Source organism: Herbiconiux solani NBRC 106740 (genome assembly GCF_001571005.1).
Taxonomy (GTDB): domain Bacteria; phylum Actinomycetota; class Actinomycetes; order Actinomycetales; family Microbacteriaceae; genus Herbiconiux; species Herbiconiux solani.
Map to the genome: position 1 here is coordinate 26,174 of NZ_BCST01000003.1, position 24,780 is coordinate 50,953.

A 24,780-nucleotide genomic window follows, 5' to 3' on the forward strand; every position below is an offset into this window, starting at 1 on the left:
CCGCTTGGGAGCGCACGGTGACGAGCTCGGCTCGGTAGGTTGGGGGGACGCCGCGGTGGGGTGGGACGAAGTCGTGTCATTCCCTCGGGGATGTCCGAGTGTGATGATGTGGTCGTGGGGGTCACAGATGACAACAACGGTGGGTGGATTCCGACGCGTCGGCTCCTCTGACGAGAACAGATCGACGATGGTCGGCGTGGACCAGCGGGTCGAGGAGGTGGCTGCCCACCTGCGGCGCGACGGGAGCGTCATGCTGGCCGGGGCTCTGGGTTCGGGTAAGAGCTTCTTCACCGCCGAAGTCGTCAGACTCCTTCGCGAGCGGCGGCTGGACCCGGTGATCGTGCGGGGCGCGAACGCCCTCTCCCGGGCGCCTCTCGGGGCCCTCCAGGCGGCGGCCGACGAACGGCTCGACCCGCTGTTGACCGGCGCCACCGATCCGGAGGCCGATCCCGTGCTGATCGTGGTCGACGACGCCCACGCCCTCGACTCGGCCTCGCTCGACGTGATCGCCCGCGCCATCTTCACCGGGTCGGCGCGGGTGCTGCTGGCGGTGGACGCCGACCCCTCCAAGGGCAACGCGCAGGCCGTCGTCGACCTCTGGCTCGACGGCGCGGCCGCCCGCTTCGACCTCTCGCCGCTCGACCATGCCACCGCCGACGCACTGATCAGCGCCTTCGTCGGCCCCGGCAGTCTCGACACCGCGACCCGGGCCGCGCTGTTCACCCGGTCGGTGGGCTCCCGCAGGCTCCTGCACGAACTCGCTCTGGATGCGGCGGCCGCCTCGGCGGCGGGTCGCGATCCCCTCGACCCGGCCCGCGACCTGCCGCCCGGCTCGCGGCTGTCCGATGCCTTCTCGGTCTCGCTCGGCGAGTGCACGGAGGAGGAGTGCCTGGCACTCGCCGTCCTCGGCCGACTGCGCGGGGTGGAGCACGCCACCGCCGCTCAGAACATCGACCCCGAGGTGCTGCAGTCGCTGATCCAGCGGCGCGCGGTGTTCGTCGACCCGAGCAACGAGCGGGGCCTCTACACGAACGCAGCGCTCGCCCGGGAGGCCGAGCGACGGGTCGCCCCGGAGAAGCTGGGCGCGGCGCTGGACGCGGTCGCGAACCGCGCCCTGGCCTCGGGCCCGCACCCCGTCGGCAACGCCGTCGACCGCCTCGTGGCGAGCAAGTGGTACATCGCCAAGCCCACCGTGCCCTCGCCCGCGGAGGTGGATGGCCGCGTGCGCTGCCGCATCCTCGCGAACGCCGCCCGCTCGGCCAACTCCCGCGGGCGGGCCGACCTGGCGCTGGCGTACGTGAACCTCGGCCGGCAGACCGACGGCTGCGCGACCCTGCACATCGAAGCCTCCCGCGCCTACGCCCGGTTGGGTCGGTGGCAGGAGGCCTACCAGGAGCTCACGGTGCACGAGCCCGCGAGCATGCCTGCCGACGACCTCCGGCGGCTCGTCCGCTGGTGGGGAGCGCTGCTGTCGTGGATGCCGCTCGGGCGCGGACTGGAGGAGATCGAGGAGTGGCTGGCGGCCGGCGGGATCACCGACCCGACCATCCTCTGCGAGCTCGACGTGCAGCGGGCCGAGTCGGCGTGCCTCGAGATGGACTGGGCGCGCGCGGTGGAACACGCCAAGAAGGTGCTCGCGGTTCCCGGCTCCCACACCCTCGCCCGGGTGCGCTCGGGCGTGATGGCCGGGATGGCGGACTCCGAGCTCGGGCGGCTCGACAGCGGCGCCTCGACCTTCGCGCAGGCGGAGCGGGCCAACCGCGATCCGGTGACCGGTCAGACGGTGTCGCTGCTCGCCGAGCTGTCCATCCTCTGCTTCGAGGCGATGACCACCATCCTCGGCGGGGTCGCCACGCCCGGACTCGCCGAGCGGCTCCGCGCGGCGACGCTGCAGGCGGCCCAGCGCGACGACCGGACGGGGCTCGCGATGGTGGGCATCGCGGCCGGCACCCTGCACGGGATCGGAACCGGGGACGGGGCGCGGGCCGAGATCGAGTTCGCGGCATCGCTCCGCCGGTTCGAGCGGATCGAGTTCGCGCTCTGGCGGCCTCTCGTCGTGCACTCGCGGATCGCGGCCCTCACACAGCTCGGCGACCTCGCCGGCGCCCGGGCGCTGCAGGAGGAGGTCGACCCCGACCTCGTCGCCTCGCACCGGCTCTACCGGGTCTCGGGGTTGATCGTCGAGGCGCAGCTGCGGGCGGCCGAGGGGGATCCGGCCGGTGCCGCCGAGGCGGCGGCCGAGGCACTGGCCGAGCGCGAAGCCGCGGGGACGACCCTTCCCGAGTCGATCGACGTGAAACGTCTCACCCATCTGATGGGCGCCGGCGAGATGGTGCCGATGGAGGCGTACGCGCCCCCGGGCATCCTGAAGGCCGACCTGCGACCGGTGGGCGGGCACTCGACGGATCGCCGGACCGACCGGCGCGGCGACCGGCACACAGGCGACCGGCATCTGGCCGATCGCCACGGTGCCGCGCGAGCCGAGCGGGGGGACGCCGGGCGGCTCGTCGGCGCGGAGCCGCAGACCGCCGAGAGGCCGCGGTCCGAGGGTCAGCGGTTCACGCAGGAGATCGGTTCGCGGAGGGGTGCGGACGAGCGCGGCGGCCGCTTCGACGACAGGCGCGGGCTCGGCGACGCGCACCGTGAGGAGAACGGAGCGGAGGGTGCGGTGCTCGCCGAACTCACCGACCGCGAGCACGAGATCGCGCTGCTGGTCTCCCGGCAGCTGACGAACAAGGAGATCGCGCGGCAGCTGTTCCTCTCGGTCCGGACGGTCGAGTCGCACGTGTACACGGCGCGCGGCAAGGTGGGGGCGCGCACCCGCCGGGAGCTCGGGCGGATGGTGGCCGAGGCCGACGGCGGCCCGACCGACAGCCGCGGGTGGCGGCTGGCATAGGCGACCGACCGACGAGGGTGGAGCCTGCCGTAGAATAGAGGAGTCCGTCCCGCCCCGACCGCAGGAGCACCACGTGCCGAAGATCGTCGTCGACGTCATGCCCAAAGCCGAACTCCTCGACCCGCAGGGAAAGGCCGTCGCCGGCGCACTGACCCGGCTCGGCCGCTCGGAGTTCACCTCCGTGCGCGTCGGCAAGCGCTTCGAGCTGACCGTCGAAGGGCCCGTCGACGCCGACGTGCTCTCGGCCGTCCGCGAGATCGCCGACGACCTGCTGTCGAACTCGGTGATCGAGGATGTCGTGAACATCACCGTCGTCGACGAGGCCGGCGAGCACAGCGCCGCGTCCGCATCCGGGGTGCTCGCGTGACCCGGGTCGGCGTCGTCACCTTCCCCGGCTCGCTCGACGACCGGGATGCCCAGCGTGCCGTGCGCTTCGCCGGAGCCGAGCCGGTCGCGCTCTGGCACGGCGACCACGACCTCCAGGGCGTCGACGCCGTCGTGCTCCCCGGCGGCTTCAGCTACGGCGACTACCTCCGCTGCGGCGCGATCGCCTCGCACTCCCCCATCATGCGCGAGGTCATCGCGGCGGCCGAGCGCGGTGTGCCGGTGCTCGGCATCTGCAACGGCTTCCAGATGCTGACCGAGGCGCACCTGCTGCCCGGAGGCCTGATCCGCAACGATCACGGCAGCTTCGTCTGCCGCGACCAGGTGCTGCGGGTCGAGAACGCGTCGACGGCGTGGACGAACGGGTACACCGTCGGCCAGGAGATCACCATCCCGCTGAAGAACGGCGAGGGCGGCTACATCGCCTCGGCCGAGACCCTTGCGCGGCTCGACGGCGAGGGCCTCGTGGCCTTCCGCTACGTGGGCGTCAACCCCAACGGCTCGCTCGACGACATCGCCGGCATCACCAACGCCCGCGGCAACGTCGTGGGCCTCATGCCCCACCCCGAGCACGCCGTCGAGGCCGGCTTCGGCCCAGACACCCCCCTCGCGATGCGCTCGGGCGTCGACGGCCTGACGATCTTCCGCTCAGCCCTGGAAGCGGTGCTAGCTGCCTGACGAGCGTGCTGCGCGCGCCCGTCAGGGCCGCGCCGCCGCCTCTGCGGCGCGGGCGACATGCTCGGCTGCGGTCGCTGACGCGGCCGCGGCCTCACCTTGGGTCGTCTGAGAGGGGCCCGTCGCCTTCGGCATTCGGGCGACTGCTCTGGGCAGGTGAGTGGGCTCTTATTCGCCGGTGGCTCCGTCTAGGAGTTCTCGGAGGATGTCGAGGTGGCCGAGGTGGCGGGCGGTCTCCTCGGTCATGTGGAGGATGATCCAGCGCAGGGAGAAGCGGCCGTCTCGGGCCGCACTCGGGGCGTCGAGGTCGTAGCGGGCCGCCACCTCGCGCGACTCCTGGCAGGCCGCCTCGTAGTCGGCGATGACCTCGGCCAGGCTGTCGGCCTCCGTCACCCGGAATTCGCCGTCGGGATCCGCGTCCGAGTACCGGAACGGCACGTTCTGCTGGCCGTCGAGGTCCTCGCGGAACCACGAGCGCTCGACGTCGGCCAGGTGGCGGATGAGGCCACTCACGGTCGTGAGGCTCGGCAGCAGGCGGCGCGCCGCATCCGCATCGCTGAGGCCGGTGGCCTTCCACACCACCGATGCACGCTGGAAGTCGAGGAAGCCCTCGAGGGTCTCGCGCTCGCCACCGCGCTCGGGCGCCTGCGGCCGCTCGTCGGGAGGGAGCGTGCCGGTCGAGGGTTCGGTACTGGTCATGCGACGAGGGTACGCCGCGAGTACGGTCGGGGGCATGACGGATCGGGTGCGGGTCGAGGTCGCCGACATCACCACGGTGACGGCGGATGCGGTGGTGAACGCCGCGAACAGCTCGCTGCTGGGTGGGGGCGGGGTCGACGGGGCGATCCACCGGGCCGGCGGGCCCGAGATCCTCGCCGCCTGCCGGGAGCTGCGGCGCACCGTGCTGCCGGACGGGCTGCCCGCGGGTGACGCCGTCGCCACGACCGCGGGGCGGCTGCCGGCACGGTGGGTCATCCATACCGTCGGGCCCGTCTGGTCGGCGCGGGAGGACCGCTCGGCCGTGCTCGCCTCGGCCTACCGGCGGTCGCTCGAGGTGGCCATCGAGCTGGGTGCGGCATCCGTCGTCTTCCCGGCGGTCAGCGCCGGCGTCTACGGCTGGCCGCACGCCGACGCCGCGCGCATCGCCGTCGAGACGGTTCGGGCCGCGCCCTTCGACGGAGAGGTCTCGTTCGCGCTGACGCCCACGATGCTCCCGCACTTCGAGCGGGCCCTCGCCGAGTCGCTGTAAAGCGCAGCGGGTGCAGCGACCGGACGCCGTTACGGCAGCCGGTGCCCCGCCGCCGTGAACAGGCGGTACCACTCCGGCCGCGTCAGCCGGAGCTCCGATCCCGCGGCCGCCTCCCGCACCCGCGACGGGCTCGTCGTGCCGAGGACGACCTGGATGCCCGCCGGATGCCGCGTGATCCACGCCAGCGCGATCGCCGTCGGCGTCACCCCGTAGGCCGCCGCGAGCTCGTCGAGCACGTCGTTGAGCTCGGCGTAGTGCTCCCGGTCGCCCAGGAAGACGCCCGGGTACTTTCCACTCTGGAACGGCGACCACGCCTGCAGCGTGATGCCCTCGACCCGGCAGTAGTCGAGCAGCCCGTTGTCGCGATCGACCGACTGCGGGTCGTCGGCCATGTTCGCCGCCACCCCCGCCGCGATCAGCGGCGCGTGCGTGATGCTCAGCTGCACCTGGTTCACGATCAGGGGCTGCCGCACCGACCGTGCCAGCAGCTCGATCTGCCCGGGAGTGTGGTTCGAGACCCCGAACGCCGTGACGAGACCCTGCTCGTGCAGAGCGTCGAAGGCCGCGGCCACCTCGTCGGGCTCGACCAGCGCATCCGGCCGGTGCAGCAGGAGCAGGTCGAGGTGGTCGAGGCCGAGCGCCGAGATCGAGGCCTCGGCGCTGGAGACGATGTGCTCGGCCGAGAAATCGAAGTAGCCCTCGCGGATGCCGACCTTCGACTGGATCAGCACCTGCTCGCGCTCGGCCGGCGAGAACCGCACCGCGCCGCCGAAGCGCGCCTCACAGGCGTGCGGCGAACCGCCGTAGATGTCGGCGTGGTCGAACACGGTGATGCCGGTGTCGAGGGCGGTCTTCACGAGCATCCGGATCTCGGCGTCGTCGAGCTCGCCGATGCGCATCATGCCCAGGATGACGTTCGAGGCGGGCAGATCGGTTCGCGGGAGGGTGAACTGCTTCATCCCTCGATCTTCGCAGAGCCGGAGTTCTCGGCCGGGCCCGGGTCGTTCGCCGGGTCGGGGTCGTCGAGCTCCTCGGGGTCGATCGCGGCGCTCCGCGCGTACCCCCGCACCCGCCGGTCGACGAAGGTCGCGACCCAGAGCAGCAGACCGATCACGAGCAGGATTCCGGCGATCTCGTACTGCGCCGCCGGCCTCCCCGAGGTGAAGGGCAGCACGAGGAACACACAGAGCAGTGCCCCGAGCACCGGCATCACCGTCGGCGTGCGGAAGTGCTTGTGGTCGACCTTCTGCCGGCGCAGCACCAGCACGCAGACGTTGACGACCGCGAACACCGCGAGCAGCAGCAGCGAGGTCGTTCCGCCGAGCAGCACGGCGATCGGGTTCTTCGGGTCGACCGAGACGAACGCGGTCAGGCCCAACGCGATCGCGGTGGTGAACAGGATGGCGGCCCACGGCGTGCGCCGCCCCGGCAGCACCTTCGACAGGAACGGCGGCAGCACGCCCTGCTTGCTCATGCCGTAGAGCAGTCGGCTCGCCATCATCATGTTGATCAGCGCCGAGTTGGCGACCGCGAACAGCGAGATGAAGGGGATGAGCGCCGAGATGGGGAAGTCCGGAGCCGCGGTCTGCACGACCGTGACGAGCGGGGTGTCGTTGCCGGCGAGCTCCCCGACCGGCACGATCGCCACCGCCACGATCGAGACGAGCACGTAGATCACGGCGGTGATGCCGAGCCCGGTGAGCATCACCCTCGGGAAGATGCGGCTCGGGTTGCGGGTCTCCTCGGCCATGTTGACCGAATCCTCGAAGCCGACCATCGCGAAGAACGCCAGCGAGGTGGCCGTCGAGATCGCGAGGAACACGTTCTTGTCGTCCGGAGTCGCGAAGGCGACCACCCGGGAGAAGTCGGCCTGGCCGCCGAAGATCGCGAAGAAGCTGATGAAGATCACCAGGAGGAGCCCCGACAGTTCGACCAGCGTAAGCACCACGTTCAGGCCCACGCTCTCGGCCACCCCGCGGAGGTTGACCGCGGCGATCAGGATCATGAACACCAGCGCGATCACGAGCGCGAGCCCCGGCCCCTCGCCGAGCCCGAAGCCGATCGCGAAGTTCGACGCGAAGGCACCCGCCGCGGCCGACGCCGAGGTGATCCCGGACGACATGACCGTGAAGCAGATGAGGAAGGTGACGATGTGGATGCCGAAGGCCTTGTGCGCGTACAGCGCCGCCCCGGCCGCCTGCGGGAACTTGGTCACCAGCTCGAGGTAGGAGCACGCGGTGATGGTCGCGACGACGAAGGCGATGAGGAACGGCAGCCACGCGGCCCCGCCCACCTCGGCCGCGACCTGGCCGGTCAGCGCGTAGATCCCGGTGCCCAGGATGTCGCCGACGATGAACAGCAGGAGGAGCTTCGGCCCCATGACCTTCTTGAGCTCTGGCTCTGTCTCCGGCGTGCCGGTCGACGGTGACGTCGTCGTCATGGACCAAGCATGCCCCCGTTAACCTTCAGACGGCATAATGCCCCCATGGCCAAGAAGACGAAGACCGCGTTGAAGGAGCTCACGAAGGCTCTCGAGAAGCACGTCGAGGTGCTCGAGGACTCCAAGAGCAGCAAGAGCAAGCGCGAACGCGCCACTGCGAAGGTGCGCGCCGCCGCCATCAACTACTCGTCGGTGCTCAATTCCCGCACGGGCAGCCAGAGCCCGTTCCTCGACATCCCGGACCCCGCGCTCGACGAGTCGACCGTGGCGTCGCTCAAGGCCGAGAAGGATGCGCTGGTCGCGCGCCGCTCGGCCAAGCACTCGCACGACCAGGGCTGAGCCGAGTCGGTCGGGCCGGCAGGCCCGGCCTGAACTCAGGCGGCCGTGCCGCCGATGTTCACCAGCCAGTGGATGCCGAATCGGTCGGTGAGCTGCCCGAAGCTGTCGCCCCACGGCGCCTTCTCGAGCGGCAGCGTGATCTCGCCGCCCTCGGCGAGCGCGGCGAACCAGCCCGAGAGCACCTCGTCGTCCTCGTCACCGCTCAGCGAGACCGAGATGTTGTCGCCGACGGTGTAGGGCATCGAGGAGGGGACATCCGACCCCATGAGGATCAGGCCCGCCGGCGTCACGAGCTGGGCGTGCATGACGAGGTCGGCCTCGGCCGGATCGGACGACATCCCGAACTCGGCGAAGGTGCTGCTCGTGAGGGTGCCGCCGAAGACCGATTCGTAGAACTCCATCGCCTGTCGGGCCTCACCGCGGAAGCTGAGATAGGGGTTCAGGTTGATGCTCATGGCGCCTCCTCGCGCTGGATAGGCGGAGGGTGTCCCGCCCTGCCTGCACCGTAACAGAGAATGTGAACGGTGTACACATGTCTACACCGGTCTCGGTAGTCAGGGTTCGGGCAGTCAGCGTCCGGCAGTCAGCGTTCGGATAGTCAGGCGGTGCAGGCCCCCGAGGCCACCGGCTCGCTCGCCGAGAGCTGGCCGAGCACGGGCGCGATCTCGTCGAGGGTCATGGCGTAGCCGGTCTCGCCGTCGATCGTCGACCGGGCGAAGACCACTCCGACGACGTCGCCGTCCACGTCGAACAGCGGGCCGCCCGAATTGCCGGGCCGCACGATCGAGCGGAGGGAGTAGATCTCGCGGGTCACCGCATCCTGTTCGTAGATGTCGCGGCCCATCGCGTCCACGAGCTCGCGCACGCGCGCCGAACCGACCGTGTAGGCGCCGTTCTCCGGGTAGCCCGCGACGACGGCTGGGTCGCCGGCGGCCAGCGCCGTGCCGAGGGGCAGCGGGTCGATGCCGAGCCCCGGCACCTCGAGCACCGCGAGATCGCGGGCGGGGTCGAACACGACGAGCTCGGCGGGCAGCAGTTCGCCGGTGCCGCCGCGCTGCACGTAGAGCTGAGCGGATCCGGCCACGACGTGCGCGTTGGTGACCACCCGCTCGCCCGCTGCGACCCAGCCGCTGCCCTCCGCATCCGCCCCGCAGGCCGGCGCGGAGGAGAGGATACGGACGACGCCGTCGGCCGCGTCGTTGACCGCGGCAGGGATGCTCGGGTCGGGTGCGGGCGCGTCCTGGATCGCCTCGTCGCCGAACGCGAACACCTGGGGGAAGCCGGAGTCGCCGAGCGTCGCCTCGAGCGTGCCGAGCGCGGTGGTCGCGGGAACCGGGGCGATCGCGTCGAGCGTCGCCACGACCTTCGACGAGGCCACGAGCTGGGTGACCGGGACGAGCCCGGTGGTCTGCAGGAAGCCGGCGACGAGCCAGACCACGACGGCCCAGGTCAGCAGGCCGAGTACGGCGCCGCCCAGCGAGTCGAGGCCGCGCGCGACGCGCAGCACGCCGATCACACGGCGGATGAGCCCGGCGACGAGGCTCAGCACCGTGATGGCGAAGGCCATGCTCAGCAGCAGCACGCCGCCGGTCGCGACCGCGCGCTGCACGGGGTTTCCCCAGCCCAGGCCGGCGAGCCATTCGACGATCGACGGCGCGATCCACGAGGCCAGGAAGGCGCCCGCCACGATGCCGAGGAGGGAGGCGGCCGTCATCAGCGCACCGCGGCGCCAGCCCCCGAAGACGGCGGCGACCGCGATGACGATCAAGACGATGTCGACGATGAGTTCCATGTGCCGCTCATGCTACGGAGGCCGCATCACGGCGACCTGGGAGACAGGTGTTGCGGGTCGCCTGTCCGGCCTTCGGCCCACTCCGCGAGAGTAGAGTTGCCGTCACCCGATCGTGATCGAAAGAGGCAGCCGTGGGCGCGAATCTGAACGACATCCCCCTGACCACCATCGACGGGACGACGACCACCCTCGCCGACTACGCGCCGGTGACCCTGATCGTCAACGTGGCCTCGCGCTGCGGGCTCGCGCCCCAGTACGAGAAGCTGGAAGAGCTGCAGAAGCTCTACGGCGACCGGGGCTTCACGGTGCTCGGGTTCCCCAGCAACCAGTTCCTCCAGGAGCTGTCGGACACCGACAAGATCAAGGAGTACTGCTCGATGACCTGGGGCGTCACCTTCCCGATGTTCGACAAGGTGAAGGTCAACGGCAAGTCGGCGCATCCGCTCTACGCCGAGCTGACCAAGACCCCGGATGCGGCGGGCAAGGCCGGGCGCGTCAAGTGGAACTTCGAGAAGTTCGTCGTCACCCCTTCGGGCGTGCACCGCTTCCGCCCCACCGTGCAGCCCGACGACCCCGAGATCGTCGCCCTGATCGAGTCCTCCCTCCCCGCCTGATCCTCACCCCCTGAGCGGCTCCACCCACCCCTTTCCCCTCGCCGAGAAGTCACTTTCACGTCCAAAACGGGGCGGGAAGACGTGAAGGTGACTTCTCGGCGCGGGGAGGGCGGGGGGTGGAGGCGGGATGGAGCGGGGTCCCAGGGGATGCTCGGAGTGGGGCGGGTAGAGTGACGGCGATGAGCGACAGCGACAGCGCCCGCACGGATGACGACGTCCGGCGGCCACAGGGTTTCGACGGGATCGTCGCGCGGCTCCGCGCGGCCGGATGCGTGTTCGCGGAGGACGAGGCGACTCTGATCCTCGAGGCGGCCGGTGACGACCACGGCACCCGCGAGCGACTCGTCTCGGCCCGCGTCGCCGGCACTCCGCTCGAACACGCCCTCGGATGGGCCGAGTTCTCGGGGCTCCGCGTCACCGTGGGGCCCGGCGTCTTCGTGCCGCGGCGACGCACCGAACTGCTGGTGCGCTCGGCACGCGAGCTGGCCCGGCCTGGCGCCGTGGTGCTCGACCTCTGCTGCGGCTCGGGAGCCGTCGCCGCCGCGCTGGCCGCGGGCGGCGGCAAAGAAGCGGAGCCGCTCGAGGTGTGGGCGAGCGACATCGACCCCAATGCGGTGCGCAGCGCCCGCGCCAACCTCGGCGACGAGCGCGTGCTCGAGGGCGATCTGTACGGCGCCCTCCCCGACACCCTCCGCGGCCGGATCGACCTGATCGTCGTGAACGCCCCCTACGTCCCGACCGAGGCGATCGCCACGATGCCGCCGGAAGCCCGCCTGTACGAGGCGCCGATCGCGCTCGACGGCGGCGACGACGGGCTCGACGTGCAGCGCCGAGTGATCGCCGAGGCCTCCGAGTGGCTCGCCGCGGGCGGCCGCCTGCTGATCGAGACCAGCGAGTTGCAGGCCCCCGAGACCACCGCACTTTTCGAGGCCGCGGGCTTCGAAGCCGAGACCCTGCGCGACGACGAGATCGACGCGACGGTGGTCTCCGGCGTCCTCCGCTGACCCGATCGCGCCGCGCCCCGCCCGCCTCGCGCCCAGAAGTCCCCGCCCAGAAGTCGAAAAGACGTCCAAACCCGAAGGTTTGGACGTCTTTTCGACTTTTCGATGACTGACGCATCAGCGAGGGGTGGGGGCCGGGCCGGAGCCCGACCCCTCACCCGCTACGCGGTGCGGCGGCGACGAAGGTAGAGGAACGTCCCTCCGACCCCGATCAGCAGCAGCGACCCCGCCGCCAGCGACCCGAGGATCGAGCCGTCGGTACCGGTGTTGCTGAGCCGGCCGGTCACGGATGCATCCGTCGCCCCGGTCGATCCCGAGCTGCCGTCACCGGGCAGCTGCGGAGCGAGCACCTCGAAGGACAGCGAGGCCGAGGCCTGCGAAGTCGCGCCCGAGGCCACGATGGTGTGCCCGCCGACCGCTACCTGCGGCACCGTGAAGGTGAGGCTGAATGCCCCGCGATCGCTCGCGGTCGCCGTTCCCACCGTCACCGGATCCGAGTTGAACTGCACGGTGATCTGCTCGCCGGGAGCGTAACCCTCGCCCAGCACCGTCACGAGGTCGCCGGGGCGGCCCGAGTCGGAGTCGGCGTGCAGCTGCGGCGTGTACACCGGGGTCACGACCGGCGGCACGACGTTGATCGTCGCCGTGGCCGGCATCTTCGACTCGGCGCCCGTGGCCACGATCGGGTAGATCGCGGGCACCGTGTCCGAGGGCACGGTGAGCGTGGTCTGGATGTGACCCGCGCCGTCGGCCTGGATGGTCGCCGTCACCGGGGTGGGCGTCTGCAGCTCGACCGAGACGGACTCGCCCGCCTTGTAGCCGTCGCCCGAGACAGTGACGTCCGTTCCGGCCAGCACGTCGTCGGCCGGATCGACCGTCAGCGTGGTGGCGTAGACCGGGGCCGCCGCGATGGTCGCGGTGAGCGAGAGCTGCTCGGTGTGATCGGCGGTCGCGACCGTGACCGACACCGGGAAGCTCCCGGCGGAGGCGTAGGTGTGGCTGCCGGTCACGGTGAGCACGGCCGGGTCCGTGGCCGACGGGGTGACCGTCGCGTCCTCGGTCACGGTTCCGTCGCCCCACTGGACGCGGACGATCGGCTCGACGTCGGCGGACTTCATGGTCACCGTGGCGAGCTCGGCCGAGACCGGCTCACCTGCGGTGCCCGCGACATCCTTGCCGACCGCCGTGGTGTAGCCGAGGTCGGCCTGCACCCCGTCGGACGCGATCGCGAAGATGTGCACGCGACCGGTCACGCCACCCTCACCGGGCTGCAGCGGGAGCGTGATGCTCGCCACCGTCTTGCCCGTGGGGATGGTGTAGGGCACCGTCGAGAAGAGGTACGGCGCAGCGCCGTTCCGCGACCCGCCGACCAGACGGTAGTCCGACTTCACGACCTCGATGTTGCCGTAGGGAGCCGTGGCACCCTGCTGGCCGCCCTTGGTCCAGTCCGAGAACTGCAGCGGGATGACCGCGGTCGTCTCGTCCGTGAAGGTCACCGTGGCGGTGGTGTCCTGGTTCTTCTCCGTCGCAGCGCCGATGAACGACAGCTGCTCCGCGCCCTCGCCGAGGTCGACCGCGATGGTCTGGCCCGATCCGGTCGCGTTGTCGGGAGCGCCGACCGGGACGGCCGGGATGGTGAACGACAGGTCGGTGCCCGGAACCGTCATCGGCTGGCCGAAGGTGAGTCCACCGTCGATCAAGCCCTGACGCGGGTACGAGATGCCCTTGTAGTCGCAGTTGCCGCCGCCGATGCCGTCGTCACCGATGCAGACGTTGTCGTACGCGGCGCGCAGACCCCCCTGCTCGAGGTAGTCGACGGTGATGGTGGCGAGAGCCGTGAAGGTCGACACGCCGTCCGCAACCGTGATGGTGGCCTGGTAGACCCCCGGCTGCGTGTAGGCGTGGCGGCCCGAGACCGGGTAGTTGCCGAGGGTCGCCGCAGCGATGTCGGCGCGATCGGTCTCCGACCCGTCACCCCAGTCGACCGTGGCCGTGTAGCCGTCCGCGACTCCTCCGGAGAGGATGCCGAGGGCGAAGTCGGTCGTGGTGCCGGTCGAGGCGGTCAGGCCCTCGGCGGGGCTGAAGGTCAGCTCGTTCGCCTCGGATCCGGTGCCGTCGGTGAGCAGCTCGAACTCGGCCAGCGCGACCGCTCCGGCCGAACCGCCCGCCGTGACCGAGATCCGGAACTGCTGGTAGGCACCCGGGTTCTCGATCTTGAAGGGGACGGTCTGGTTGCGGTTGGCGAAGGCGACGCCCGACTGCGAGTCGACCTGGGTCCAGGTCACTCCGTCGTTGCTGCCCTCGAGCGTCCATGCCGACGGGTCGGTCGCCGCGGTTCCGGCACCCGAGGTGAGCGTGTAGAACGTCGGGCGCTGCTTGGCGCCCTTGTACGCCACGGTCACCGAGGGCGTCGCCGAGGCGAACGTGACCTGGGTGCGCGAGGTGCCGTCGACCAGGCCGGCGACGTTCTCGCCACCGGCGCTCGTCGCCGAGGCCAGCACGGGTCCGGTCGAGTCGACCAGCGGAGCCGCGACGGCCGAGCCGGTCGTCAGCGACGGCAGTCCCGAGTTCTCGCCGGTGCCCCACGCGGAGGGCGAGGAGCCCATCGCGAAGTCGAGCGTCGCTCCGTCGGTCAGGATGCGGGAGTCGATCGAGGTGGTCGGGTGGTCCTCTCCGTTGACCTTGAGCGACTGCACGTAGATGTTCGACGTGCTGTTCTCCGGCGCGTTGATGACGAGCGACTTGCCGCCCGCGAGGTGCACGGTCGCCTTGGTGTAGAGCGGCGAGCCCAGCACGAGCTGGTCCGAACCGGTCTGCAGCGGGTAGAAGCCGAGCGCGTTGAAGATGTACCAGGCGCTCATCTCGCCGTTGTCCTCGTCGCCGGCGTACCCCTGGCCGATCTCGCCACCGGCGTAGGAGCGCTGGAGTGCCTCACGCACGATCGCCTGCGCCTTCGCGGGTGCTCCGGCCTCGTTGTACATGAACGGGATGTGGTGGCTCACCTGGTTGCTCACGCCCCACTGGCCGTAGCGGCCGTCGCGGGCCTCGACCATCTCGTGGATCGTTCCGAGGGTGGTCTCCGGGGTGGCGAAGAACTCGTCGAGCTTGTCCTCGAGGCCCTTCTGTCCGCCGTAGAGGTTGGCCAGACCGTTGGGGTCCTGCGGAGCGTGGAACGCGAAGTTCCAGCCGTTGGTCTCCGTGTAGGGGCCCCACCAGGTCTTCGGGTCGTACTGGTCCTTCGGGGTGGCGAAGGTGCCGTCCGCGTTGCGGGCCTGGAAGAAGTCGATCGAAGGATCGAACAGGTTCACGTAGCCGGTCGCGCGGTCGAGGTAGTACTCGCTGTCGGCCTTCAGCTGCTCGACCCGGTCCGCGGGGGTCCGCGGGTCGGCGGCGAGGGCTGCGGCCATGTTGCCGATGCCGAAGTCGTTGATGTAGCCCTCCGCGGCCCACGACACGCTCTCGCCCTGCGAGGCGGGCGTGTAACCGAGGAAGATCGACGTGGTCAGGCTCTTGCGGCCCACGCTGTCGTTGCTCGACGGGGTCGACGCGTTCTTGACGGCGGCGTCGTAGGTGGCGAGCGCATCCGGCAGCGGGACGTCGCGCAGGTAGCTGTCGGCGAACGCCACGTCCGAGCTGGTGCCCGTCATGATGTTCGCGTAGCCGGGCGAGGACCAGCGGGCGATCCAGCCGCCGTCACGGTACTGCTGGGTGAAGCCGTCGACCAGTTCGGCCGCGAGCTCGGGGTAGAGCATCGAGTAGGCGGGCCAGACCGTGCGGTAGGTGTCCCAGAAGCCGTTGTTGACGTACATCTTCCCGTCCTTCACGGCGGCACCGGTGACGGTGGCCGTGCTGGCGGAGGTCTGTGCGCTGACGGGGCTGGCGTACTTGTAGACGGGGGCGTCGGCGGTGCCGACGTTCTCGTGCTGCTCGTTCGGGTAGAGGTTGAGGCGGTAGAGGTTACTGTAGAGGGTCCGCAGCTCGGTCTCCGACGCGCCCTCGACCGAGATCACGCCGAGACGGTCGTTCCAGGCCGAGCGGGCGGCGTCGTGCACCGCGTCGAACGACTGGGCGCCGACCTCGGCGGCGAGGTTCTTCGCCGCCTGGTCCAGGCTCAGGTACGAGGTCGCGAAGCGGAGCTCCACGGTCTTGGAGCCCGAGGTGTCGAAGGTCGCGTACTTGGTCAGCTGGCGGCCGCCGGGGGCGGTGCCGGTCGAGGTGGGTGCGCGGTCGAACGCTCCCGAGACGAACATCCGGGTGCGGCCGGTGTCGCCGGCGGCGCCGTTCTCGATCCAGCCGCTGACGGTGCCGTCGGCGTTGATCGTGAAGCTGCCCTCGTTCGCGTTGCCGTTGGGGGCGTCGAGCACGAGGCTGCCGGAGGTGCCGGTGAAGGTGAAGCGCTCCACGGCGGCGTGGTCGGTCGGGGTCATCTCGGCCTTCACCCCGTTGTCCAGGGTCACGCCGTAGTAGTCGGGCTGAGCGGTCTCGTTCTCGTGGCCGAAGCTGCCGGAACGCTGGTGCCAATCGCCCGCGGGGACTCCCGAGCCGGCGACCGGCATCACGGAGAACTGGTTGCGGTCACCCATCCACGGGCTCGGCTCGTGCGAGACGCCGAGGCCCTCGAAACGGGTGCGGTTCGCGCTGGTGTTGTCCTGCTGCCAGGCGTACTCACGCGAGTTCGCTCCGGCGTTGGTCAGCGGCACGAGGAAGTTGAAGCCGTTCGGCATCGAGGTGATGGCCTCGTTCGACCCGCGCGAGAAGGCGCTGGAGGAGTTGGTGCCGCGGCGGGTGTCGACGTAGTGGGTCAGGCTCGAGCCGTCGACCGTGGCGGGCTGCGCCTGGATCGCGATGTCGTCGAGGTAGCCCGAGAACGCCGTGGTGGCCGATCCGCCCGGGTTGTCGTAGCGGAACTGGACGGCCGAGACCGTCTTGCCCGCCGCGACCGGGCCGAGGTCGATCTGCACCTGGTTCCACTGGTTGGGGTAGAGGACCTTGCCCGAGCCCTGGCCGGCGGCCGTCGCGTCGATGCCGTAGACATCCGTCGGCGACAGGTCGGACAGCTCGGTGCCGTCGGTGAAGCGCAGGTCGACGGCCGAGTAGGTCGACGGGTACTGCAGGTCGTTCGCGGTGAGCTCGGGGAAGATCAGGTAGCTCAGGCGGGTGGTCTGGCCGACGGGGATGTTCACGTCGAACAAGCGGTTGGTGAAGGATGCGGCGCCGTCGGCGGTGTGCGTGCCGGCCCACCGGAGCGAGTGCGAGCCGGTCCAGCCCACGCGCGCCTTCATGTTGTAGCCCGTGGTCGGTCCGGCGCCGACGGTCGTGACGACCGGGGCGGCGGGGGCGTTCGGGTCCTCGGGAACGAGGAGGTCCCAGTCGGCGAGCTGGATGATGCCGCCGGAGTGGTTGGTGACGTTGTCGAGACGGTAGTAGGTGTACGCCGTCGGGGTCGCGAAGGTGAAGGTCTTCTTGACGCCGCGCTCGGAGTCGGCCCAGGTCTGGTTCGACTGCGTGTCGAGAGTCGTCCAGGTGCTGCCGTCGTTGGATCCCTTGACCGTCCAGCTCTTCGGGTCGCGCTCCGGGGAGTCGTTGCCCGAGGTCAGCGTGTAGGTGACCGCCGCCGTGGAGGTGCGGAGCTGGTACTGCAGCCACGCGGTGCTGGTGAAGACCAGCCACTTGGTGGATGCATCCCCGTCGGCCGCCCAGATGGCCGCCTCGCCGGGGGCGTTCTGCCCGCTGGCGCTGACCGTCGCCACGTTCGGCAGCAGGCTGCCGCCGCCCGTGCCGTGCACGTTCTGCTGCAGCGGCGTGCCGTCGGCGGCGAGCTCGACCCGGCTGCCGAAGGGCGCCGTCTGGTCGGACTCGAACGAGTTCGAGAAGTCGGTGGGCGCCGGCACGGCGGGTGCGGCACTCGCGGCCGAGGCGCCCAGCGGGATCATGCCCGCGACGAGTGCGGCCGCGACCAGCGGCGCACCCATCCGGCGCAGAAGCGCGCCGCGTGGGCGGAGGGGACGGGGGGAAGAGTGGTGCTCCGGCATGCGGGGCCTTTCGACACTGAACGGCAGGGTGGTGGGCAGGCGCCCGAAAGACGCCCGACGGAAAACCTAACCCGCGGATGGCCGGTGTGTCAACGTTGTCACAGAGCGATTTGCCGAAGACCGGCCTATATCCTGACCCCATGACCACCCCTCCCACCCGCGCACGCCCCACGATGGGCGACGTCGCCGCTGCCGCCGGGGTGAGTCTGAAGACCGTCTCCCGCGTCGTCAACGGCGTCGGCTACGTCAGCGCCGAGACCCTGGCCTCCGTCCAGGCCGCCATCGACCAGCTCGGCTTCCGCCGCAACGAGTTCGCGCGGCAGCTCCGGCAGGGCACCGCGGCGACCATCGGGCTCGTGCTCGAAGACGTCGCCGACCCCTTCTACTCGGTGCTCACCCGGGCCGTCGAGGATGTCGCGCTCGAGCAGGGCTACCTCCTCCTGTCGGCCTCGTCGGCCGAGGATCCGTCGCGCTCGCGCCGGATCGTCGAGTCGTTCAGCTCGCGCGGGGCCGACGGCATCATCCTCGCGCCCGCCCGCGGCACCGACCCCGAGTTCCTTCGCGGCGAGATCGCGGCAGGATGCTCGATGGTGTTCGTCGACCGGCCCGTGCCGGGCATCCCCGCCGACACCGTACTGGCCGAGAACGTCGGCGGCGCGCGCGAGGGCACCGCCCACCTGATCGCGCACGGCCATCACCGGATCGCCTTCTTCGGCGACCAGGAGTCGGTCTACACGGCGACCGAGCGACGGACGGGCTACTGCGAGGCGCTCGAGGAGGCCGGGCTCGAGTCCGACGAGGCGATGATGGTGCTCGCGGCTCCCCGCGAGGCACCGGCGGAGCTGATCGACGATGTGCTCGAGGCCGCGGATCCGCCGACCGCGATCGTGGCCGGGAACAACCGATGGAGCGTGCGGCTGCTGCGGCACCTCAAGGAGCGCGGCCAGCGCCCCCTCCCCGGCTTCGTCGGCTTCGACGACTTCGAGCTCGGCGACGTGCTCGATCCCGGGATCACGGTCGTCGCGCAGGATCCGGCGACAATGGGCCGGCTGGCGGCCGAACTGCTGCTGCGCCGGGTCGCGGGCGACGAAGCGCCGCACGAGCACATCCGGCTGCCGACCCGCCTGATCGTGCGCGGCTCGGGCGAACTGCCGGGACCCTTCGCCGAGCGGTGACGAAGAAGCGCGCCTAGTTCTTGTAGGGCGACTTCACCATCTCGACGAGCGCCATCAGGCCGAGCGCCCCGACTCCGAGTGTGAGCAGTGCGACGATGCCGATCAGCACTTCAGCCATGAGCGTTCTCCCTCTGTTCCGCGTCTTCCAAGGCTACCAAGCATCGCCCCGCCGGCGGGCGTCGCCCGGAGACCGGCCACCGTGCGGTCGCCGAGCTGCCACCGATCGGCCGTCGAGCGGCAGCCCGACCCGGCGCGTCACGCCCACGGGTCGATCAGCACCTTGCCCTCGAGCTTGCCGCTGGCGAGCCGTTCGAGCTGAGCCGGCAGCTCCTCCAGCGGCAGCACGGCTTCGAGCAGCTCGGGCCCGACGACGCCCTCGGCGAGGATGTCGAGGGCCGGAGCCAGGTCGACGTCGCAGACGTGGGCGAGACTCGAGTCGATCGTGATCTCGCGGAACACCACCGAGTGCACGTCGAGCTCGGGCTTCGCCTTCGGCAGCCCCACCGCCAGCACCCGGCCCCCGTCCCGCACCAGCGAGACCGCGGTGGCGAGCTGTCCCGGGGCGCCGCTGGCCTCGATCACGACGTCCGGCTTCACCCCGCCGAGCGCCTCGGCGACGTCGGCCGCGAGGCCCTCGCCCGGCGAGACGACGTGGGTGGCGCCGAACCGGCGCGCGCGATCCTGCTTCGGGCCGGGGAACTCCACGACCACCGTCTCGACGTCGACCAGGTGCTGCAGGCCGGCGAGCACGAACGAGGCGATCGCCCCGGCGCCGATTATGACGACGCGGTCCCCGTCCTGCGCGCCCGAACGACGAGCCGCGTGGATGCCGACGGCGAGCGGCTGGGCGAGTCCGGCGTGGTCGTCGCTCAGCCCCTCCGGGATCCGGGCGAGGATCTTGGCGGGCGCCGAGACGTAGCCGGCCATTCCGCCGTCGGTGCTGAGCCCGTAGGTCCAGTACCGGTCGCACATGTTGGTGCGGCCCTCGAGGCAGCGCGCACATTCGCCGCACCAGACGCCGGCGCCGCTCGCGACGCGGTCGCCGGGGGCGAAGCCGCTGTCCGCATCCGCTTCGACGACCTCGCCGATGAACTCGTGGCCGAGCACCATCGGGCCGACGTGGCCGGTGACCCGGTGCGGCGTGTTCACCGGGAAGATCTTGGGCCCGACGGCCCACTCGGTCGCATCCGTGCCGCAGAGACCGGACCGGGTGATCCGGATCAGCACCTCGCCCGGAGCCCGCTCGGGCACCGGGACATCGGTCACGCGGATGTCGTGGTCGGCGTGATAGACCGCCGCCCGCATCGTGTCGGTCATCAGACGAGCACCTTCCGTCGACGGCGCGCCACCGAGTAGAACACGGCGGCGACGAGGATGAGTACGCCCTGGAAGATGTACTGCCACATCTGCGACAGCCCCAGGAACGTGGTGGCGTTGAGCACTTGGATCAGGAGGATGGAGCCGAACAGGCTCCCGACGAACGTGCCACGCCCGCCGAGCAGCGAGGTTCCGCCGAGCACGACCGCGGTGATGCTGGAGAGCGTGTAGCTGACGCCCTGCGCGGGGTCGCCGACCCCGATCTGGGTCATCAGCACGATCGCGCCGCAGAAGGCGAGCACCGAGGTGGCCATGTAGGCGAACACGACCGTGCGGTCGATGTTGACGCCGATCCGGCGGGCGGCCTCCTCGTCCGAGCCGGTGGCCCGCAGCCGCCAGCCCCACTTGCGCTTGCGGAGCGCGAGCTCCAGCAGCACCGTGAAGACGACCAGCACGATGAAGATCAGCGGGATCGGACCGACGCGGGTGGTCACCAGGTTCGTGAACGAGGTGGCGATGTAGCCGCCGGGCGAGTCGCGGAGCAGGAAGCTGAGGCCCTGCAGCGCGATGTACAGCGTCAGCGTCGCCGCGATCGCCGTGAACTTGCCGAACCGGATCAGGGAGCCGTTGATCAATCCGGTGGCGATCGCCAGCACGAACATCAGCAGGATGCCGAGCCCCATCACCCCGAAGGGCTTGTCGTCGTTCACGAAGAACGACCCGACCACCACCAGGAAGCCCGCGAGCGGCCCGACCGAGAGGTCGATCCCCCCGATCAGCAACGAGACGGTCTGGCCGAGGGCGATGAAGCCGAGCGCGCTGACGAGCATCAGCACCGAGAAGATGTTGAAGTCCGACAGGTAGCGCGCGTTCTGGCTGAAGATGAACGCGCCGAGCACGACGATCACGCCGACCAGGAGCGCCGAGGGCGCGTAGTCGCCCTGGATGAACCGGCGCACGGGCGTCGAGCGCACCACCTTCTCGGTGGCGAGCTGCGTGTTGGCGGTGTGCGCGGTCGAGGTCACGGCCGACTGCACGATCCGGGTCTCGGTGATGTCGTCGCCGAGCAGGGTGCCGACCGCGTTGCCGCGCGACATCACGACCACCTGGTCGCAGAGGCCCTCGAGCTCCTTGGCGTCCGAGGAGGCGACGACCACGGGGATGCCGGATGCCGACACGTCGCGGAGGATCTTGTAGATCTCCAGCCGGGCCCCGACATCCACCCCCTGCGTCGGCTCGTCGGCGATGACGATCGAGGGCTCGGAGAGCAGCGCCCGGGCCATCACGACCTTCTGCTGGTTTCCGCCGGAGAGCGAGGAGACCACCGCATCCATCGACGAGGCCTTGACCGAGAGCGAGTCGAGCGTCGAGCCGACGGTGGTGACCTCGCGGTCACGGCTGAGCAGGGCCCAGCGCTTGAACCGCTTGAGGGCGGCGACCGCGGCGTTCTCGCGCACGGTCAGCGACATCATCAGGCCCTCGGTGTGCCGATCGGCGGGCATGTAGGCCGCACGGCCGAGGAGCGACGACGAGCTGAGCTCGGCGCCGTTGACCACGACCCGGCCCTCGAAGGAGTCGAGCCCGGCGAGCGCGCGGAGCAGTTCGCTCTGGCCGTTGCCGACGACCCCCGCGATGCCCAGGATCTCGCCGCGCTTGACCGCGGCGCTGACGTCGACGAAGCCGTCGCCGGAGATGCCGTCGATCACCAGGTTGATGTCGTCGGCCTCCGTCGCGGTGTACTTCGGCGGGAAGGTCGACTCCATCTGCCGGCCGATGATCATGGTCAGCAGTTCGTCGTCGGTGACCTCGTCGACCCGGGCGACACCGCGGAGCCGGCCGTCGCGGAGCACGGTGACCCGGTCGGCGAGCTGCCGTACCTCCGCCATCCGGTGGGTGATGTAGACGACCGCGGTGCCGCCGGCGACGGCCTCGCGCACCCGGGCGAACAGCAGGTCGACCGAGTCCTGGCCGAGGGGTGCGGTGGGCTCGTCGAGCACGAGCACCTTGGGCTCGAGGGCGAGCGCCTTGGTGATCTCCAGCAGGTGCTTCTGCGCGACACTCAGCGTCTCGACCCGGTCGCCGACGTGGGCGGTCAGCCCCGACGCCCGGATGAGGGAGGTCGCGTACTCGTCGATCGGCCCCTTGCCCTCGAAGACCGAGGGCGGGAGGGCGACCCGGAGGTTCTCCAGGATCGTCATGTCCGGGAGCACCGCCGGGTGCTGGTGCACGATCGCGATGCCGAGCCGCGCGGCGAGCGCGGGGCTCAGCGACTCGATCGGGTCGCCGTTCACGCGGATGGTACCGTCGTCCGGCTGGACGGTGCCGGAAGCGACGTTCATGAGCGTCGACTTGCCGGCGCCGTTCTCGCCGAGCAGCGCGTGCACCTCTCCCGGCAGCACGTCCAGCGACACGTCGGTGAGTGCCGCGACGCCGGAGTACGACTTCGAGATGCCGGTGAGAGAGAGGACGGCGACGGTGGTGTCGACGTCTTCGAGTTGTGTGTCCACGGAGTTGCCCTCTGCTGGTGGATGGATACCGCTACTTCAGGAGTGCCGCCTGGTCATCTGCCGACATCTCGGCCGAGAGGAAGATGTCCCCCGGCAGATCCGCCTTGCACTCGACCGGGTTCGGGGTGCCCGAGACCGAGTCCTCGAAGACCGGGGCGTCGAAGACCGTGGTGTCCGGCAGCACGCCCCCGGTGGCCTTGGCCACCGCGTACTGCACCGCGAGGCGCACGTTGTCGTTGCCCGTGGCGACCGTCATCATCTTGAAGTCGGGGTTCGCGGCCTGGTTGTCGGTCCAGAAGCAGCCGAGCACGTTGCCGTCGGAGGTGACGAGGGCGGGGATGCTGCGGCCGCTCTTGGTGAACTCGGGCAGCGCGCCGACCAGCGACGGGCCGAAGTCCGACACGATCACGTCGATCTGCGGGTTCTTGGCGATCGCGCTCGTCAGCACCTGCTGCGTGAGCGCCGGGTCCCAGTTGGTGGGCTCGAAGGGGGTCTCGCCGATGAACTCGTACGAGCCGCCCTCGCCGAGCACCGAGTTCATCCCGGTCAGCTCGTCCTCGCCCTGGCTGTTGCCCTTGGGTCCGGAGACGAAGAGGATCTTGGCGCCGTCGGGGAAGTTGGTCTTGATCCACTTGCCCCAGTTCTCGCCGTCGGTGGTGAAGTCGGCGCCGATCCAGGCGTCGTAGTCCACGCCGTCCTTGCCGCCCGGGTTGACCCGGTAGGGCACGGTGACGACGCCGGCCTGGTAGGCGCTGCGGAGGGCGGGCAGCATGGCCTCGCCCGCATCCGGGAACACGACCAGGGCGTTGACGCCCTTGGCCACCATGCCCTGGATGTCGGCGATCGACTTCTGGGTGTCGCCCTGACCGTCGGCGTACTCGTAGCCGGTGACGCTCGGGCACTTGGCGACCTCGTCGGCGCCGGCCGCCGTGGTGATCTTGCGCCAGCTGTTGCCGCCGAAGCCGTCGAGGAGGCCGAGCGTGATCTGGTTGGGGCCGCACCAGCTGGGGGCGCCCGCGACGGGGGCCCCGGTGGCGACGGTGTCGTTCGAGGAGGGGGCGCCCGAGCTGCAGGCGGTCAGCGCGAGTGCGCTGACTCCGAGGGCCGCAGCCGCCAGGACGATTCTGTTCCGGATTGCCATGAGTGGTTCCTCTCACATCGGCGGCGCCTCTGCCGCTCGTTGGTGCCGACGGCGTCGTCGGCGTTCGGGTTGGTTCTCGGGTGTTCTCGGTGTTCGGGTGTTCTCGGTGTTCAGTGATGGATGGGTCAGGTGACCGCGCTGACGCGCCGCCGCCCCGCCAGCCGGGCGCGGATCCCGGCCCAGTTGATCGTGTAGAGGCCGACGCCGACCGCGAGGGCCGCCGCCTGGATGATGGAGCGCACCGCGAAGGGCACGCCCGCAGCGAGCACGAACTGGTCGAGCTGGCTGAGGAACAGGGCCGCCACCACGGTGGCGAGCGGGAAGCCGCGGCCGCCGAGGAGCGACGTGCCGCCGAGCACGACCACGGCCACGGCCGGGATCAGGTAGGTGTTGCCCTGGAAGGCCGTCGGCTGGGCCGTGATGCCCGCCAGCAGGATGCCGGCCAGGCAGTAGAGCAGCTGCGCCCAGACGTAGGCCGTGGCCTGGTGGGTGCGCACCCGGAGGCCGGTGGCGCGGGCGGCGACCGGGTTGGCTCCGACGGCCTCGAAGCGGCGGCCTGCGACCGTCTTCTTCACCAGCACGGTGACCAGCACGAAGGCGGCGAGGGCGAAGAAGACCGAGTTCGGGATGCCGAAGCTCAGGCCCCCGGCGATGTCGCGGAGCAGGCGGGTCGTCGTGGTGGGGCTGCCGCCAGAGATGCCGAGCACGACGGCGAACAGCAGGGCGTTCGTGCCGAGGGTCGCGATGATCGCGTTGAGCTTGAGCCAGCCGATCAGGGCACCGTTCAGGATGCCGGCGAGCGCCGCGAGCCCGAAGGCCAGGGCGACGGCCGGCAGCAGCAGGTTGCTGTCGCCGTTCGGTATGCGGCTGACGACCACGATCGACAGCGACACCGCGCCGGGGATCGACAGGTCGATGCCACCCTGCTGCACGACCAGCATCTGGCCGAGACCGACGCAGGTCAGCACGGCGAAGAAGGGGAGCATCCCGAGCACGGCGCCTTGGGAGACGCTGGACGGCGCGAAGACCGCGGAGAGGATGAACAGGGCCACCACGGCGATGCCGACGGTGACCAGTCCACGGGAGATCGTGAACCGGGAACTCGTCAATCCGGTCGTCGTCCGCTCCGTTGCGCTCATGCTCTCTCCAGTGATCGATCCGGGCGTCGTCCTCGACCCCGTCGTTGAGTATAGCTTTACAGCAGCGGCCGGGTGTTCA

At 70.6% G+C, this 24,780-nt stretch carries 18 protein-coding genes; 8 read left to right on the forward strand and 10 right to left on the reverse strand.

The window, feature by feature from the left end:
- The first annotated feature begins 187 nt into the window (after positions 1–187).
- The 3 genes from HSO01S_RS05855 to purQ all read left to right on the forward strand — a co-directional run bounded on the left by HSO01S_RS05855 (position 188) and on the right by purQ (position 3,958).
- Positions 188–2,896 (forward strand): helix-turn-helix transcriptional regulator, encoded by a 2,709-nt coding sequence (locus tag HSO01S_RS05855; RefSeq protein WP_066039659.1) that lies wholly within the window; start codon positions 188–190, stop codon positions 2,894–2,896.
- Positions 2,897–2,969: 73 nt separating this feature from the next.
- Entirely contained in the window at positions 2,970–3,263 is a 294-nt protein-coding gene (gene purS, locus HSO01S_RS05860; protein WP_066039660.1) for a phosphoribosylformylglycinamidine synthase subunit PurS, read from the forward strand.
- Positions 3,260–3,958 carry a phosphoribosylformylglycinamidine synthase subunit PurQ gene (gene purQ, locus HSO01S_RS05865; protein WP_066039661.1) on the forward strand — a complete coding sequence of 233 codons (699 nt, stop codon included), beginning with the start codon at positions 3,260–3,262 and terminating at the stop codon, positions 3,956–3,958. The genes purS and purQ overlap by 4 nt, the downstream gene beginning before the upstream one ends.
- A gap of 165 nt (positions 3,959–4,123) precedes the next feature.
- Here purQ and HSO01S_RS05870 read toward each other — a convergent pair whose 3' ends face one another.
- Positions 4,124–4,654 (reverse strand): DinB family protein, encoded by a 531-nt coding sequence (locus HSO01S_RS05870; RefSeq protein ID WP_066040012.1) that lies wholly within the window; start codon positions 4,652–4,654, stop codon positions 4,124–4,126.
- Between the two features lie 34 nt (positions 4,655–4,688).
- Here HSO01S_RS05870 and HSO01S_RS05875 point away from each other — a divergent pair, with 34 nt between their 5' ends.
- A complete protein-coding gene (locus tag HSO01S_RS05875) occupies positions 4,689–5,204 on the forward strand; it encodes an O-acetyl-ADP-ribose deacetylase (RefSeq protein ID WP_066039662.1) in 516 nt (171 codons plus the stop codon).
- A 29-nt stretch (positions 5,205–5,233) separates the two neighbouring features.
- Here the strand turns inward: HSO01S_RS05875 and HSO01S_RS05880 are convergent, their stop codons facing one another.
- Positions 5,234–6,163 (reverse strand): aldo/keto reductase, encoded by a 930-nt coding sequence (locus tag HSO01S_RS05880; RefSeq protein ID WP_066039663.1) that lies wholly within the window; start codon positions 6,161–6,163, stop codon positions 5,234–5,236.
- Complete coding sequence (locus tag HSO01S_RS05885) at positions 6,160–7,644, reverse strand: APC family permease (protein ID WP_066039664.1); 1,485 nt, start codon at positions 7,642–7,644, stop codon at positions 6,160–6,162. Before HSO01S_RS05885 ends, HSO01S_RS05880 begins: the two co-directional genes overlap by 4 nt.
- 45 nt (positions 7,645–7,689) lie before the next feature.
- Between HSO01S_RS05885 and HSO01S_RS05890 the strand changes: the two genes are divergently transcribed.
- Complete coding sequence (locus HSO01S_RS05890; protein WP_066039665.1) at positions 7,690–7,983, forward strand: hypothetical protein; 294 nt, start codon at positions 7,690–7,692, stop codon at positions 7,981–7,983.
- Between the two features lie 35 nt (positions 7,984–8,018).
- On the opposite strand, the gene HSO01S_RS05895 is transcribed toward HSO01S_RS05890, so the two are convergent.
- Positions 8,019–8,438, reverse strand: a complete 420-nt coding sequence (locus tag HSO01S_RS05895; RefSeq protein WP_066039666.1) for a VOC family protein — start codon at positions 8,436–8,438, stop codon at positions 8,019–8,021.
- A gap of 143 nt (positions 8,439–8,581) precedes the next feature.
- Positions 8,582–9,775 carry a MarP family serine protease gene (locus HSO01S_RS05900; protein ID WP_066039667.1) on the reverse strand — a complete coding sequence of 398 codons (1,194 nt, stop codon included), beginning with the start codon at positions 9,773–9,775 and terminating at the stop codon, positions 8,582–8,584.
- Between the two features lie 131 nt (positions 9,776–9,906).
- On the opposite strand from HSO01S_RS05900, the gene HSO01S_RS05905 reads away from it, so the two are divergent.
- Positions 9,907–10,389 (forward strand): glutathione peroxidase, encoded by a 483-nt coding sequence (locus tag HSO01S_RS05905; protein WP_066039668.1) that lies wholly within the window; start codon positions 9,907–9,909, stop codon positions 10,387–10,389.
- A gap of 179 nt (positions 10,390–10,568) precedes the next feature.
- On the forward strand, positions 10,569–11,393 hold the full coding sequence (locus HSO01S_RS05910) for a putative protein N(5)-glutamine methyltransferase (RefSeq protein ID WP_084361373.1): 825 nt from the start codon (positions 10,569–10,571) through the stop codon (positions 11,391–11,393).
- Positions 11,394–11,551: 158 nt separating this feature from the next.
- On the opposite strand, the gene HSO01S_RS05915 is transcribed toward HSO01S_RS05910, so the two are convergent.
- On the reverse strand, positions 11,552–17,362 hold the full coding sequence (locus HSO01S_RS05915; protein ID WP_169799951.1) for a GH92 family glycosyl hydrolase: 5,811 nt from the start codon (positions 17,360–17,362) through the stop codon (positions 11,552–11,554).
- Positions 17,363–17,562: 200 nt separating this feature from the next.
- Between HSO01S_RS05915 and HSO01S_RS05920 the strand changes: the two genes are divergently transcribed.
- Positions 17,563–18,597: a LacI family DNA-binding transcriptional regulator gene (locus HSO01S_RS05920; protein WP_157078941.1), complete on the forward strand. Its 1,035-nt coding sequence runs from the start codon at positions 17,563–17,565 to the stop codon at positions 18,595–18,597.
- A 255-nt stretch (positions 18,598–18,852) separates the two neighbouring features.
- Here the strand turns inward: HSO01S_RS05920 and HSO01S_RS05925 are convergent, their stop codons facing one another.
- The 4 genes from HSO01S_RS05925 to HSO01S_RS05940 form a co-directional block, all read right to left on the reverse strand.
- Complete coding sequence (locus HSO01S_RS05925) at positions 18,853–19,914, reverse strand: zinc-dependent alcohol dehydrogenase (RefSeq protein WP_066039670.1); 1,062 nt, start codon at positions 19,912–19,914, stop codon at positions 18,853–18,855.
- Positions 19,914–22,421 (reverse strand): ATP-binding cassette domain-containing protein, encoded by a 2,508-nt coding sequence (locus HSO01S_RS05930; protein ID WP_066039671.1) that lies wholly within the window; start codon positions 22,419–22,421, stop codon positions 19,914–19,916. Before HSO01S_RS05930 ends, HSO01S_RS05925 begins: the two co-directional genes overlap by 1 nt.
- Before the next feature lie 31 nt (positions 22,422–22,452).
- A complete protein-coding gene (locus HSO01S_RS05935) occupies positions 22,453–23,562 on the reverse strand; it encodes a substrate-binding domain-containing protein (protein WP_066039672.1) in 1,110 nt (369 codons plus the stop codon).
- A gap of 125 nt (positions 23,563–23,687) precedes the next feature.
- Entirely contained in the window at positions 23,688–24,701 is a 1,014-nt protein-coding gene (locus HSO01S_RS05940; RefSeq protein WP_066039673.1) for an ABC transporter permease, read from the reverse strand.
- Positions 24,702–24,780: the final 79 nt, after the last annotated feature.